This window comes from Enterobacter sp. PL_is511, from assembly GCF_055816065.1.
In genome coordinates this window covers 556,787-569,918 of the sequence record NZ_JBVPGP010000023.1, presented here as the reverse complement: position 1 = coordinate 569,918, position 13,132 = coordinate 556,787, and the positions used below count along the sequence as shown (strand labels likewise).

Below are 13,132 nucleotides of genomic sequence, written 5' to 3'. Positions count from 1 at the left end.
GAGAACTACAATGAGCGCAAATGCGGAGAGCACTACCCCGCAGCAGCCGGGCAACAAGAAAGGCAAACGTAAGAGCGCCCTTCTTCTGTTGACCTTGCTCTTTATCATTATTGCCGTGGCATATGGGATCTATTGGTTTTTAGTACTGCGTCATGCTGAAGAGACTGACGACGCGTACGTAGCAGGGAACCAAGTACAAATTATGGCGCAGGTGTCGGGCAGCGTGACGAAAGTTTGGGCTGACAATACCGACTTTGTGCAAAAAGGCGATGTGTTGGTGACCCTCGATCCAACCGACGCACAGCAGGCGTTTGAAAAAGCACAGACCGCGCTGGCCTCCAGCGTCCGTCAGACCCGCCAGCTGATGATCAACAGCAAACAGCTGCAGGCCAACATCGACGTGCAGAAAACGGCACTGGCGCAGGCGCAGAGCGACCTGAACCGCCGCGTGCCGCTCGGCACGGCTAACCTGATTGGCCGTGAAGAGCTGCAGCACGCCCGCGATGCCGTGGCCAGCGCTCAGGCACAGCTGGATGTGGCCATTCAACAGTACAACGCCAACCAGGCGATGGTGCTGGGCACCAGCCTGGAAAACCAGCCCGCCGTTCAGCAGGCGGCGACTGAAGTGCGCAACGCGTGGCTTGCCCTGCAGCGTACTAAAATCGTCAGCCCGATGACCGGCTATGTCTCCCGTCGTTCCGTCCAGCCAGGGGCCCAGATTAGCCCAACCACGCCGCTGATGGCGGTCGTGCCGGCAGACAATCTGTGGGTAGATGCCAACTTTAAAGAGACGCAGCTTGCCCATATGCGTATCGGCCAGACCGCGACGGTTGTCAGCGACATCTACGGCGATGACGTGAAGTACACCGGGAAAGTGGTTGGTCTGGATATGGGGACCGGCAGCGCCTTCTCCCTGCTGCCTGCGCAAAACGCCACCGGTAACTGGATCAAAGTGGTTCAGCGTCTGCCTGTGCGTATTGAGCTGGATGCCAAACAGCTGGCGGATCACCCGCTGCGTATCGGCCTCTCTACGCTGGTGACGGTCGACACCGCCAACCGCGACGGTCAGATCCTGGCAAGCCAGGTTCGCAGCAGCCCGGCTTATGAAAGTAACGCCCGTGAAATTAGCCTCGATCCGGTCAACAAGCTGATCGATGACATCGTGAAGGCAAACGCCGGTTAATCCGAAGGTGAGCGTTATGCAACAGCAAAAGCCGCAAAAACCGCTGGAAGGGGCGCAGCTGGTCATCATGACCATTGCGCTCTCTCTTGCGACATTCATGCAGGTGCTGGACTCCACCATCGCGAACGTGGCGATCCCGACCATCGCCGGTAACCTTGGCTCGTCGCTGAGCCAGGGGACCTGGGTCATTACCTCGTTTGGGGTGGCAAACGCCATCTCCATTCCGATTACCGGCTGGCTGGCAAAGCGCGTCGGTGAAGTGAAGCTGTTCCTCTGGTCGACGGTATTGTTCGTTCTTGCCTCCTGGGCGTGCGGCATGTCCAGCAGCCTGACGATGCTGATATTCTTCCGCGTTATTCAGGGGATTGTCGCCGGGCCGTTGATTCCGCTGTCGCAGAGTTTACTGCTGAACAACTACCCGCCCGCCAAACGCTCAATTGCGCTTGCGCTATGGTCAATGACCGTGATTGTCGCCCCGATTTGCGGGCCTATTTTAGGCGGCTATATCAGCGACAACTATCACTGGGGCTGGATCTTCTTCATCAACGTACCGATTGGCGCCATCGTGGTAATGCTGACGCTCCAGACGCTGCGCGGCAGAGAAACCAGGACGGAACAGCGGCGTATCGACGCCATTGGTCTGGCATTGCTGGTTATCGGCATCGGTAGCCTGCAGGTCATGCTCGACCAGGGCAAAGAGCTGGACTGGTTCAACTCCCGGGAGATCATCATCCTGACGATTGTCGCGGTGGTGTCGCTGAGCTTCCTGATTGTCTGGGAGCTGACGGACGATAACCCGATAGTCGACCTGTCGCTGTTTAAGTCGCGAAACTTCACCATAGGCTGTCTGTGTATCAGCCTCGCCTACATGCTCTACTTCGGCGCGATTGTACTGCTGCCTCAGCTGTTGCAGGAGGTATACGGCTACACCGCAACCTGGGCAGGTTTAGCCTCGGCACCGGTTGGATTGATTCCGGTTCTGCTGTCGCCGATTATTGGCCGCTTCGCCCACAAGCTCGACATGCGCAGGCTGGTGACGTTCAGCTTTATCATGTACGCCGTGTGCTTCTACTGGCGCGCGTATACGTTCGAACCGGGAATGGACTTTGGCGCGTCCGCGTGGCCGCAGTTTATTCAGGGCTTTGCCGTGGCGTGTTTCTTTATGCCACTGACCACCATCACGCTTTCCGGTTTACCGCCTGAGCGCATGGCGGCGGCATCGAGCCTGTCGAACTTTACTCGAACGCTGGCGGGCTCGATTGGTACCTCGATCACCACCACCCTGTGGACTAACCGTGAATCGATGCACCATGCGCAGCTGACCGAAGCGGTGAACCCGTTCAACCCGAATTCCCGCGAAATGTACAACCAGCTTCAGGGAATGGGGATGACGGAGCAGCAGGCGTCAGGGTGGATTGCCCAGCAGATCACCAACCAGGGGCTGATTATCTCGGCCAACGAGATTTTCTGGATATCGGCGGGGATCTTTATCGTCCTGCTGGGGCTGGTGTGGTTTGCTAAACCACCGTTTGGCGCCGGTAGCGGCGGCGGCGGTGCGCACTAGTTCTGTGCACGAGTTGCCGGGTGGCGGCTACGCCTTACCCGGCCTACGCTTACCGGGCCACCATTCGTAGGCCCGGTAAGCGCAGCGCCACCGGGCAACAATCGCCACCGTGTCCAGAACGCGACAGCCATTGTCAGTTCCGATAAAGCAGCGCGCCTGAAATCGATTCACGATAGTGAAAAGACAACAGGAGCGCATCATGCTGAACACACCCGCCGACAAGTACCAACCCTATCCGACCCTTTCCCTGCCCGACCGCCGCTGGCCGGAGCAACGCATCACTCGTGCGCCGCGCTGGCTCTCAACCGACCTGCGCGACGGCAACCAGGCCCTTGCCGAGCCGATGGACAGCGCGCGCAAGCTGCAGTTCTGGGACCTGCTGCTGGGCTGCGGATTCAAAGAGATCGAGGTCGCTTTTCCTTCCGCCTCGCAGACGGATTTCAACTTTGTTCGTCAGCTGATTGAAGAGAGCCGCATCCCGGATGACGTGACGATTCAGGTGCTCACTCAGGCACGGGAAGATCTCATCCATCGCACTTTTGAATCCCTGCGCGGCGCGAAGCAGGCCACCGTCCATCTCTACAACGCCACCGCCCCGCTGTTCCGCCGCCTGGTGTTCGGCATGGAGAAAGCGCAAGTCGTCGAGCTGGCGACGCGCGCCACGCGGCTTATTCGTCAGCTGTGTGAAGAGAACCCGGACACCCGATGGCAGTATGAATACTCCCCGGAAACCTTCTGCTTTACCGAGCCAGAGTTTGCGCTGGAGATTTGTGAAGCCGTCGCGGAGTTCTGGCAGCCGTGCGACGAACGGCCAATGGTGATCAACTTACCCGCCACCGTCGAAGTGAGCACGCCGAACGTCTATGCCGACCAGATCGAGTATTTCTGCCGCCACTTTAGCCGCCGCCGCGATGTCTGCATCAGCGTGCATCCGCATAATGACCGCGGTACCGGCGTCGCCTGCGCGGAGCTAGCCGTGATGGCGGGGGCTGACCGCGTGGAGGGCTGTCTGTTTGGTAACGGGGAGCGCACGGGCAACGTCTGCCTGGTGACGCTGGCAATGAACCTCTACAGCCAGGGGGTTAGCCCGAATCTGGACTTTAGCGATATGAACCGGGTGGTGGAAGTGGTGGAAACCTGCAATCAGCTGCCGGTGCATCCGCGCCATCCGTGGGCAGGACGGCTGGCCTATACTGCCTTCTCCGGCTCACACCAGGACGCGATCAAAAAAGGCTTTGATGCCCGCAGGCCAGGCGATCGCTGGGAGATGCCCTACCTGCCCGTCGATCCGCAGGATATCGGCTGCACCTACGAAGCGGTGATCCGCGTGAACAGCCAGTCAGGAAAAAGCGGCAGCGCGTGGCTGATCGAACAGAACCATGGTCTGAAGTTGCCCCGCGCCCTGCAGCAGGATTTCAGCCAGCACGTGCAGCAGGAAACCGATCGTCACGGAAAAGAGATGACGCAGAATGCGCTGTGGCAACTGTTCCGCACCCGCTACGGCCTGGTGGCCACGCCGCACTATGCGCTGCAATCCTACCGCAGCGACAGCCAGCAGGACGGCCAGCTGCGTTTGACGGCAAGCATCGCTACGCAGGGGGGAACGCGTCAGCTGGAAGGTCAGGGTAACGGTCTGCTCTCCGCCGCCGCTCACGGCTTAAGCCGCTGGGTCAACGCCCCGTTCGTGATTAAGGATTATCACGAGCATACGTTAGGCGAACGCAGCGACAGCCGCTCGGTGGCCTACATCCGCTGCCTGTTCCAGGACGGCAGCAGCCGCTGGGGCGTGGGCATTGATAGCGACGTGGCGCGCGCGTCGCTTCAGGCGCTGTTTAACGCCGTCAGTCGTTCTTAAAGTAATCGCTGGGGGAGACGCCCATCACGCGGCGGAACATCGCCGTAAAGGCGCTGTGGCTGCCGTAGCCCAGATCCAGCGCCACGCGCAATACCGGCTGGCCCTGCGCCAGCCGCACTAAGGCTTCCAGCAGGCGCGCCCTTCTCAGCCACTCTCCGTAGCTTAATCCCGTCTGCTGCTGGAAATGGCGGTTCAGGGTGCGCTCGCTCATGTTCATCATGCTCGCAGCCTGCGCGCTGCTCCAGCTTTCACCCGGGCTTTGCCGGATTTGCAGGCACAGGCGACGTAACGCTTCACTTTCCGGCTCCGGCAGGTGAAACGGCAGCACCGGCATAGTGCGGATTTCATCGAGAATGAGCTCATAGACGCGCTCATCCCGGCTTCCGGGTGAGTACGACTCAGGTAAAGCAAGGGAGACGAGGATCAGCTCGCGCAGCAGCGGCGCGATCTGCACGATCTGGCAGGTGGCCGGGAGATCGGCCCGCGCCAGCGGATCGATAAATAGCGTTCGCGCCGCCACGTTGCCGGTAATGCGCAGGGAATGCTGCGTGCCCGCAGGCAGCCAGACGCCGCGACCGGGAGGCACAACCCAACAGCCCGATGCGGTATCCACCCGTACCACGCCGCTCAGGGTGTGCAGCAGCTGTGCGCAGTCGTGCTCATGCCACGGCTCGCTGTCACCATGAGCGTAATCATGGGCGAACGGAACGAGGGGACGGTGGGTAAAGGAGAAGGTTGCGGTTGTGGTCATGGAATTAAACCACCCTCACCCTACCCTCTCCCTGAGGGAGAGGGAAAAGGTGCACTAGATGTGCAGTTCCTGCAGTTTTTCTTTCGGCAGGGCCAGCTCTTCGTTGCTGTTCACGCGAACATCACGCTCGATGATGTGGCGCGCGATCTCCTGCGCTTCTTCCAGAGAGTGCATCTGATAGGTACCGCACTGGTAAACGTTCAGCTCAGGGATCTGGTTCTGCTCTTTCACCTTCAGCACGTCCTGCATCGCCGCTTTCCAGGCATCCGCGACGCGCTTCTCATCAGGCACGCCAATCAGGCTCATGTAGAAACCGGTACGGCAGCCCATCGGAGAGATATCGATGATCTCAACGCCGTTGCCGTTCAGGTGGTCACGCATGAAGCCGGCGAACAGATGTTCCAGCGTATGAATGCCTTTCTCCGGCATCACTTCTTTGTTTGGCACGCAGAAACGCAGATCGAAGACGGTGATCGTGTCGCCGTGCGGGGTGTGCATGGTCTTCGCCACGCGGACTGCAGGTGCTTCCATACGGGTATGGTCGACAGTAAAGCTATCTAATAACGGCATACGTCACCTCCGATAGTGATTTTTTTTAAAATAAACTGAACTCTTCTACAGAATGCGCGTCTGAGTATATGAAAGACGCGCATTTGTTATCATCATCCCTGAATTCAGAGATGTATATTTTGGCCACAGCGATGTGGCCTTTTTCTTTTCTGCTTAAGCCTGCTTCGCCAGAAACGCCTCAAACGACTCGGTATCCGCCGCTTCAACCTCTTTCTGACGCACAACGGACGCATCGCGTTCCGCTACAAAATCCGCTTCGCTCAGGATTTCTAACGGCTCCTGGATCAGCATCTCACGGTACTCCGCCGAGAGTGAACGCCCCGTACCACCAATGCCCTGATCAATCATAGAACGCAGAATGCGCGCTGAGAACGTCAGTTCCGGGTTATCAAAACATTCCACCAGCTGGTCGCAGATCAGTTGATACGCCTCTCCGCCGTCGATGCTGTCCATTGTCCGGGCAACACGCTTCAGGTCACGGAACAGATCTTTGCCGACTGTGGTCAGCGGGAACTGTGCCGTTTCGCAGCCGATACCCAGCGTCAGACCCGGTTTACGCCCTTCCAGAATCACGCGGTTCCAGTTTGTACGGGTGCAGAGCAGTTCGTCTGAACTCATTTCCGGCGCATCCGCCAGCACGCACCAGACCATAAACAGATCCAGGAAGCGAATCTGCTGTTCATCAACGCCAATCGGTGAGAACGGGTTGATATCCAGCGAGCGCACTTCAATGTATTCAATCCCGCCGCGCTGCAGCGCATCCGACGGGGTTTCACCGCTGCGGGTTACGCGCTTAGGACGAATAGGCGCATACAGCTCGTTTTCAATCTGCAGCACATTGCTGTTGATTTGCAGGCGCTTGCCGTCTTTTTCGAGGCCGATTTTCTCGTACTCTTCCGACGGGGTTTTGATCGCCCGCTTCAATCCTGCCACATATTCGTGCAATTCGTTAAACGTAATACCGAGATTGCTTTGCGATTTATTGGTATAACCGAGATCGCTCAGGCGCAGAGAGGTGGCGTACGGGAGATAGTACATTCCGCAGTCGGTCTTCTCGAACGGCAGCGTGGTCGGTTTCCCCTGCAGGAACGAAGAACAGATCGCCGGGGAGGCACCAAACAGATACGGGATCACCCAGCCGAAACGGTAGTAGTTGCGGATCAGGCGGAAGTAGCCTTCAGAGATCGCGTCTTTATCCGTTTCACCACATTTCGCCTGCCAGAAAGCCATCGGCAACGAGAAGTTGTAGTGCACGCCAGAGATGGTCTGCATCAACGCGCCGTAGCGGTTTTTCAGCCCTTCACGATAGAGCGTTTTCAGCCGGCCGATATTTGACGTGCCGTACTGCGCCAGCTCAATTTCCTGCCCCTGCTCGATATAGCACGGCATGCTGAGGGGCCACATACGTTCGTCGCCCATGTTGCGCGCGGTATAGCGATGGATATCGCGCATGATCGTCAGCATATGATCAATATCACCCTCTACTGGGGTGATGAACTCCAGCAGCGCTTCAGCGAAATCGGTTGTGATCCATTTATGTGTCAGCGCCGAGCCTAACGCCTTCGGGTGACCCGTCGTCGCTAAACTGCCGTCCGCGTTAACGCGCAGCGTTTCACGCTCAAGACCACGCTGAATACCCTTCAATACCTGAGGGTGGTTTTCCAGCCAGGCCAGCGCCTGAGATACGTCCGGGATCAAATTGACCTCCCGCCTGTCAAAGTAATGTTACTCAGCATAATTGTAATGGTTGACGATTGAAGGTCGCGTATTCATTCCACCAATTAGTGCCACCACGTCATACCCTGTAGTGTTGCCCACGCCACGAGAACATAGCGCAACGCCTTGCCAAGGCACAAAAAAAAGAGCACCGGTCCCCAGGAGATGCGCATCCATCCCGCCAGCAGACACAGTAAATCGCCTATTACAGGCATCCAGCTTAATAACAGCGTGGCAGCGCCATAGCGTTTTAGCCAGCCGACTGCCTTTTCCTGCCAGCGCGATTTTTCGCGCAGCGGAAAGAAACGCCCAAGAATAACGTTAGTCAGCCCTCCAAGGCTATTACCCATTGTTGCTATTAATACAAGCAGCCAGGGCTGACTCACGCCGGACAACAGCATCGCCACCAGCACCACTTCCGAATTGCCCGGTAACAGCGTGGCGCTTAAAAAACTGCTGGCGAATAATGAGGCGAGTGACAGCGCGTCACTCACAGTAAGCGCACATCCACCGCATCCATTCCGGCATCACGCGCGGCCTGGATACCAAAATCGGCATCTTCAAACACGACACATTTTGCCGCAGAGACGCTCATTAATTCTGCGCAGAGCAGGAAGGTGTCCGGTGCGGGCTTGTGATGTTTAACATGATCGGCGGCGACCACGGCAGAAAAATAGTGGCGCAGGCCAAGATGGTTGAGTAATGCCTCAGCAATCGCACTTTCACTGCCCGTCCCCACCGACATCGGGCGACGCCCGTGCCACTCTTTTACCACATCAATCAGCGGCAAAGGACGTACGGTATCTAAGAGCATGGCTTTTACCGCATCGGTTTTTTCGCGTGCGAGCAGGTGCGGGTCGAGATCGGCCTGATTCAGTTCAATCACGGCCTGTGCAATACGCCAGGTTGGGGAGCCGTTGAGGGCGATCATCGCCTGAAGGTCGAAACGCATACCGTAGCGGCCCAGGACGTCGGTCCAGGCTTGACGATGCGTGGGTTCGGTATCCAGAAGAGTACCATCCATATCGAAGATCAAACCGTCATACTGTGCGTACATCGTGCTCTCACTAACCGATTAACAAAGCATTACTTTATCGTAAATGGTGGTTTTTGTCGCTGACAGAGAGTGTGATTGCTGACGGAACGTCGAAGGAATAAACAAAGAAGGAGAAGATGGTGCATCCGGGAGGATTACTCGGCTTACGCCTCGCCCTGCGGGCCGTTGCTAAAGCAACGTTATCCTCCCTGGTGCTTGCGATTAACTCGCAGACCTTAAAACAACAGCATCGCTGCTATCCAGGAGAATATGGTGCATCCGGGAGGATTCGAACCTCCGACCGCTCGGTTCGTAGCCGAGTACTCTATCCAGCTGAGCTACGGATGCATCGGGAAATGCTTTTAGAAACAGTAAATGGTGCATCCGGGAGGATTACTCGGCTGCGCCTCGCCCTTCGGGCCGTTGCTAAAGCAACGTTATCCTCCCTGGTGCTTGCGATTAACCCGCAGACCTTGAAACAACAGCGTGGCTATTATCTCGGAGAATATGGTGCATCCGGGAGGATTCGAACCTCCGACCGCTCGGTTCGTAGCCGAGTACTCTATCCAGCTGAGCTACGGATGCATCAGGGTACTGCTTTCAGAAATAGTAAATGGTGCATCCGGGAGGATTCGAACCTCCGACCGCTCGGTTCGTAGCCGAGTACTCTATCCAGCTGAGCTACGGATGCATCGGGATTTACTACTGTACTGCTCGATATTCATATCACTTCTAAAGCAATATGAAGTAATAGATGGTGCATCCGGGAGGATTCGAACCTCCGACCGCTCGGTTCGTAGCCGAGTACTCTATCCAGCTGAGCTACGGATGCAAAATGGCGGTGAGGCGGGGATTCGAACCCCGGATGCAGCTTTTGACCGCATACTCCCTTAGCAGGGGAGCGCCTTCAGCCTCTCGGCCACCTCACCACACAACGCCTCTTTCGAGTGCTTCGAGTTACTCGTTAAGAGCTTCTCGTCGCTGCGTGGCGCATATATTACTTTCTGGGACTTATAAGTCAAACAATTTTCCAAAAGCTTTTATCGTTTGCACAAATCACACGCAATTCGCATGTAAAAGCCGCAAAGAGGGTGTTTTATAAGCGGATTTTGCAGGCATCTTCACAGAAAACCTATGCAGAAATGGCGGCGTAAGAGCGAGTTTAGGGAAACGGAGTGGTTAAAAAGAGAGCGTTTGAAATTAAACGGTAACGTTGAGCAGGAAAAATGACAGGAGGGTTGCGTCTCGCCCGACAGCGAGACGCGACAATATCAGTAACTGGACTGCTGGGATTTTTCAGCCTGGATACGCTGGTAGATCTCTTCACGGTGGACAGATACTTCTTTAGGAGCGTTAACACCAATACGTACCTGGTTACCCTTTACCCCTAAAACTGTCACGGTGACCTCATCCCCAATCATGAGGGTCTCACCAACTCGACGAGTCAGAATCAGCATTCTTTGCTCCTTGAAAGATTAAAAGAGTCGGGTCTCTTGTATCCCGGCATTATCCATCATATAACGCCAAAAAGTAAGCGATGACAAACACGTAAAGTGTAAGCAGTCACGGCATCACATTCTGTTAAACGTAAGTTTAGCCGATATACACAAACTCAACCTGACTTTATCGTTATCGATAGCACAGTGAACAAGACGCCATAACGTTACCGCTATGGCGTCTGCTTGTGCTTTGTAGTTATTACAGTTTCGCGCTTACCCAGCTTTCAACGCTGGCCAAAGCTTGCGGGAGTGCCGCCGCATCCGTACCACCGGCTTGCGCCATGTCCGGACGACCGCCACCCTTGCCACCCACCTGCTGAGCGACCATACCAATCAGTTCCCCTGCTTTTACGCGGTCGGTCACATCCTTAGAGACGCCCGCAATCAGAGAAACCTTACCTTCTGCCACTGTCGCCAGCACGATAACGGTCGAACCAAGCTGGTTCTTGAGATCGTCGACCATAGTACGCAGCATCTTAGGCTCAACGCCCGCCAGATCGCTGACCAGCAGTTTGACGCCCTTAATGTCTACAGCCTTGCTGGAGAGGTTTGCACTCTCCTGCGCAGCAGCCTGCTCTTTCAGCTGCTGCAGCTCTTTTTCCAGCTGACGCGTGCGATCCAGCGCAACGCGCACTTTCTCGCCCAGGTTCTGGCTATCGCCTTTCAGCAGCTGCGCGATGTCGTGCAGCTGATCGCTCTGCGCATGCAGACTGGCAATCGCACCTTCACCGGTTACCGCTTCAATACGACGCACGCCTGCCGCCGTACCCGACTCGGAAACAATGCGGAACAGGCCGATATCACCGGTGCGCGAGGCGTGCGTACCGCCGCACAGCTCGGTAGAGAAATCGCCCATGCTCAGCACGCGAACGCGCTCGTCGTATTTCTCACCAAACAGCGCCATCGCACCTTTTTTCTTCGCGTCCTCGAGATCCATGATATGGGTCTCGATTGGCAGGTTGCGACGGATCTGCGCGTTCACCAGATCTTCCACCGCGCGGATTTCAGACGGTTTCATCGCTTCAAAATGCGAGAAGTCGAAACGCAGCACTTTGTCGTTAACCAGAGAACCTTTCTGTGCAACGTGAGTACCGAGTACGTCGCGCAGGGCAGCGTGCATCAGGTGGGTTGCAGAGTGGTTCAGACGAATGCGCGCGCGGCGAGCTTCATCCACGTTAGCCTGGACGCCCTCGCCCACTTTCAGAGAACCGGAAACCAGTTTGCCCTGGTGACCAATCGCCTGACCGTATTTCTGGGTGTCGCTGACGCTGAAGCTGAAACCATTGCCTTTCAGTTCGCCTTTATCGCCAACCTGACCGCCGGATTCCGCATAGAACGGCGTTTTGTCCAGAATGACCACCGCATCCTGACCCGCGCTGATGCTCTCTACGGCTTTACCGTCAACAAACAGAGCGGTCACTTTGCCGGTCAGTTCCAGCGCCTCATAACCTTTGAATTCTGACGCGCTATCAACGCGGATCATCGCGTTGTAGTCCGCACCGAAACCGCTGGATTCACGCGCGCGACGACGCTGCTCTTCCATCGCGGCTTCGAAGCCCGCTTCGTCAACTTTGATGTTGCGCTCGCGGCAAACGTCCGCCGTCAGGTCAACCGGGAAGCCGTAGGTGTCGTACAGGCGGAAAGCGGTTTCGCCATCCAGCGTGTCGCCCTTAAGTTTCGCCAGCTCTTCGTCCAGCAGCGCCAGACCGCGCTCCAGCGTACGCGCAAACTGCTCTTCTTCGGTTTTCAGAACCTGCTCTACCTGCGCCTGCTGGCGTTTCAGCTCATCACCGGCCGCACCCATCACGCCAATCAGTGGCCCAACGAGTTTATAGAAGAAGGTGTCCTTCGCGCCCAGCATGTTGCCGTGACGGATGGCACGACGAATGATACGACGCAGCACGTAGCCACGGTTTTCATTCGACGGGATAACGCCGTCGGCAATCAGGAACGCGCAGGAACGAATGTGGTCTGCGATAACGCGCAGCGATTTGTTGTTCAGATCGGTCGCACCGGTCACTTCGGCAACGGCTTTGATCAGAGTGCTGAACAGGTCAATCTCATAGTTGGAGTTAACGTGCTGCAGTACCGCGGCAATTCGCTCCAGACCCATACCGGTATCAACGGAAGGTTTCGGCAGCGGCTCCATCGTACCGTCGGCCTGACGGTTGAACTGCATGAAGACGATGTTCCAGATCTCAATGTAGCGATCGCCGTCTTCTTCCGGGCTGCCTGGAGGGCCGCCCCAGATGTGGTCGCCGTGATCGTAGAAGATCTCGGTGCACGGGCCGCAAGGACCGGTATCACCCATCTGCCAGAAGTTGTCAGACGCGTATGGTGCGCCTTTGTTATCACCGATGCGAATAATGCGCTCGCGCGGGATCCCGACTTCTTTTTCCCAGATTTCGTAGGCTTCGTCATCGGTTTCATAGACGGTAACCCACAGACGCTCTTTCGGCAGGTTGAACCAGTTTTCACCGGTCAGCAGTTCCCACGCATATTGAATGGCATCGTGTTTGAAGTAGTCGCCGAAGCTGAAGTTACCCAGCATTTCGAAGAAGGTGTGGTGACGCGCGGTGTAACCGACGTTTTCCAGGTCGTTGTGTTTACCGCCCGCACGCACGCAACGCTGTGAGGTTGTGGCGCGGGAATAATTACGCTTGTCGAGACCAAGGAACACATCCTTGAACTGGTTCATCCCGGCGTTGGTAAACAGCAGAGTCGGATCGTTGTTCGGTACCAGGGAGCTGCTGGCAACAACCTGGTGTCCCTTACTATGGAAAAAATCGAGAAACGCCTGACGGATCTCAGCGGTGCTCTTGCTCATAATTATCCTGAAATCAAGCTAACGAAATGTCGTAGCCAGCCTGTATCGGTAAACCGTTGGACAGACCAGCTACTGGAAAAAGTGGGAATAAGATAAGTTTTCTTTAGTGGGAAGTAAAATCCCGCATGCGT

The 13,132-nt window shown here is 56.4% G+C and carries 10 protein-coding genes and 5 tRNA genes; 3 read left to right on the top strand and 12 right to left on the bottom strand.

Translation table 11 applies throughout. From position 1 onward, the window contains the following. Window positions 1–10: 10 nt before the first annotated feature. The 3 genes from emrA (at window position 11) to leuA (ending at window position 4,602) form a co-directional block, all read left to right on the top strand. The gene (emrA, locus tag AC0TN7_RS15020) at window positions 11–1,183 is read left to right on the top strand and encodes a multidrug efflux MFS transporter periplasmic adaptor subunit EmrA (protein WP_029742047.1); all 1,173 of its coding nucleotides are present in this window, start codon (window positions 11–13) and stop codon (window positions 1,181–1,183) included. 16 nt (window positions 1,184–1,199) lie between these two features. Continuing rightward, window positions 1,200–2,747, top strand: coding sequence for a multidrug efflux MFS transporter permease subunit EmrB (gene emrB, locus AC0TN7_RS15015; protein WP_024907690.1), 1,548 nt, complete (start codon window positions 1,200–1,202; stop codon window positions 2,745–2,747). A gap of 199 nt (window positions 2,748–2,946) precedes the next feature. Beyond that, a complete protein-coding gene (gene leuA / locus AC0TN7_RS15010) occupies window positions 2,947–4,602 on the top strand; it encodes a 2-isopropylmalate synthase (RefSeq protein WP_473702241.1) in 1,656 nt (551 codons plus the stop codon). Here leuA and AC0TN7_RS15005 read toward each other — a convergent pair. From AC0TN7_RS15005 to alaS, 12 genes are all read right to left on the bottom strand, one after another. Further along, complete coding sequence (locus AC0TN7_RS15005) at window positions 4,589–5,353, bottom strand: AraC family transcriptional regulator (protein ID WP_024907692.1); 765 nt, start codon at window positions 5,351–5,353, stop codon at window positions 4,589–4,591. The genes leuA and AC0TN7_RS15005 overlap by 14 nt on opposite strands. 54 nt (window positions 5,354–5,407) lie before the next feature. Beyond that, window positions 5,408–5,923, bottom strand: a complete 516-nt coding sequence (gene luxS / locus AC0TN7_RS15000) for an S-ribosylhomocysteine lyase (protein ID WP_024907693.1) — start codon at window positions 5,921–5,923, stop codon at window positions 5,408–5,410. A 153-nt stretch (window positions 5,924–6,076) separates the two neighbouring features. Continuing rightward, complete coding sequence (gene gshA, locus AC0TN7_RS14995; RefSeq protein WP_024907694.1) at window positions 6,077–7,621, bottom strand: glutamate--cysteine ligase; 1,545 nt, start codon at window positions 7,619–7,621, stop codon at window positions 6,077–6,079. Between the two features lie 83 nt (window positions 7,622–7,704). Then, the gene (locus tag AC0TN7_RS14990; protein WP_008499541.1) at window positions 7,705–8,133 is read right to left on the bottom strand and encodes a YqaA family protein; all 429 of its coding nucleotides are present in this window, start codon (window positions 8,131–8,133) and stop codon (window positions 7,705–7,707) included. Further along, on the bottom strand, window positions 8,130–8,696 hold the full coding sequence (yqaB, locus tag AC0TN7_RS14985) for a fructose-1-phosphate/6-phosphogluconate phosphatase (RefSeq protein ID WP_463727264.1): 567 nt from the start codon (window positions 8,694–8,696) through the stop codon (window positions 8,130–8,132). The genes AC0TN7_RS14990 and yqaB overlap by 4 nt, the downstream gene beginning before the upstream one ends. Window positions 8,697–8,946: 250 nt before the next feature. Then, a tRNA-Arg gene (locus tag AC0TN7_RS14980) sits at window positions 8,947–9,023 on the bottom strand. Window positions 9,024–9,183: 160 nt separating this feature from the next. Beyond that, window positions 9,184–9,260, bottom strand: a tRNA-Arg gene (locus tag AC0TN7_RS14975). 29 nt (window positions 9,261–9,289) lie between these two features. Further along, window positions 9,290–9,366 (bottom strand) — tRNA-Arg (locus AC0TN7_RS14970). Between the two features lie 64 nt (window positions 9,367–9,430). After that, a tRNA-Arg gene (locus AC0TN7_RS14965) sits at window positions 9,431–9,507 on the bottom strand. Between the two features lie 4 nt (window positions 9,508–9,511). Further along, window positions 9,512–9,604, bottom strand: a tRNA-Ser gene (locus tag AC0TN7_RS14960). 342 nt (window positions 9,605–9,946) lie between these two features. Further along, window positions 9,947–10,132 carry a carbon storage regulator CsrA gene (gene csrA, locus AC0TN7_RS14955; protein ID WP_000906486.1) on the bottom strand — a complete coding sequence of 62 codons (186 nt, stop codon included), beginning with the start codon at window positions 10,130–10,132 and terminating at the stop codon, window positions 9,947–9,949. A gap of 241 nt (window positions 10,133–10,373) precedes the next feature. Then, window positions 10,374–13,001 carry an alanine--tRNA ligase gene (alaS, locus tag AC0TN7_RS14950; RefSeq protein WP_407821556.1) on the bottom strand — a complete coding sequence of 876 codons (2,628 nt, stop codon included), beginning with the start codon at window positions 12,999–13,001 and terminating at the stop codon, window positions 10,374–10,376. Window positions 13,002–13,132 lie beyond the last annotated feature (131 nt).

Bases quoted from the DNA above. Each gene is read 5' to 3' on its own strand.
- AC0TN7_RS15005 (WP_024907692.1), bottom strand. From the start codon at position 5,353: ATGACCACAACCGCAACCTTCTCCTTTACCCACCGTCCCCTCGTTCCG.
- csrA (WP_000906486.1), bottom strand. From the start codon at position 10,132: ATGCTGATTCTGACTCGTCGAGTTGGTGAGACCCTCATGATTGGGGAT.
- emrA (WP_029742047.1), top strand. From the start codon at position 11: ATGAGCGCAAATGCGGAGAGCACTACCCCGCAGCAGCCGGGCAACAAG.
- luxS (WP_024907693.1), bottom strand. From the start codon at position 5,923: ATGCCGTTATTAGATAGCTTTACTGTCGACCATACCCGTATGGAAGCA.
- alaS (WP_407821556.1), bottom strand. From the start codon at position 13,001: ATGAGCAAGAGCACCGCTGAGATCCGTCAGGCGTTTCTCGATTTTTTC.
- yqaB (WP_463727264.1), bottom strand. From the start codon at position 8,696: ATGTACGCACAGTATGACGGTTTGATCTTCGATATGGATGGTACTCTT.
- emrB (WP_024907690.1), top strand. From the start codon at position 1,200: ATGCAACAGCAAAAGCCGCAAAAACCGCTGGAAGGGGCGCAGCTGGTC.
- leuA (WP_473702241.1), top strand. From the start codon at position 2,947: ATGCTGAACACACCCGCCGACAAGTACCAACCCTATCCGACCCTTTCC.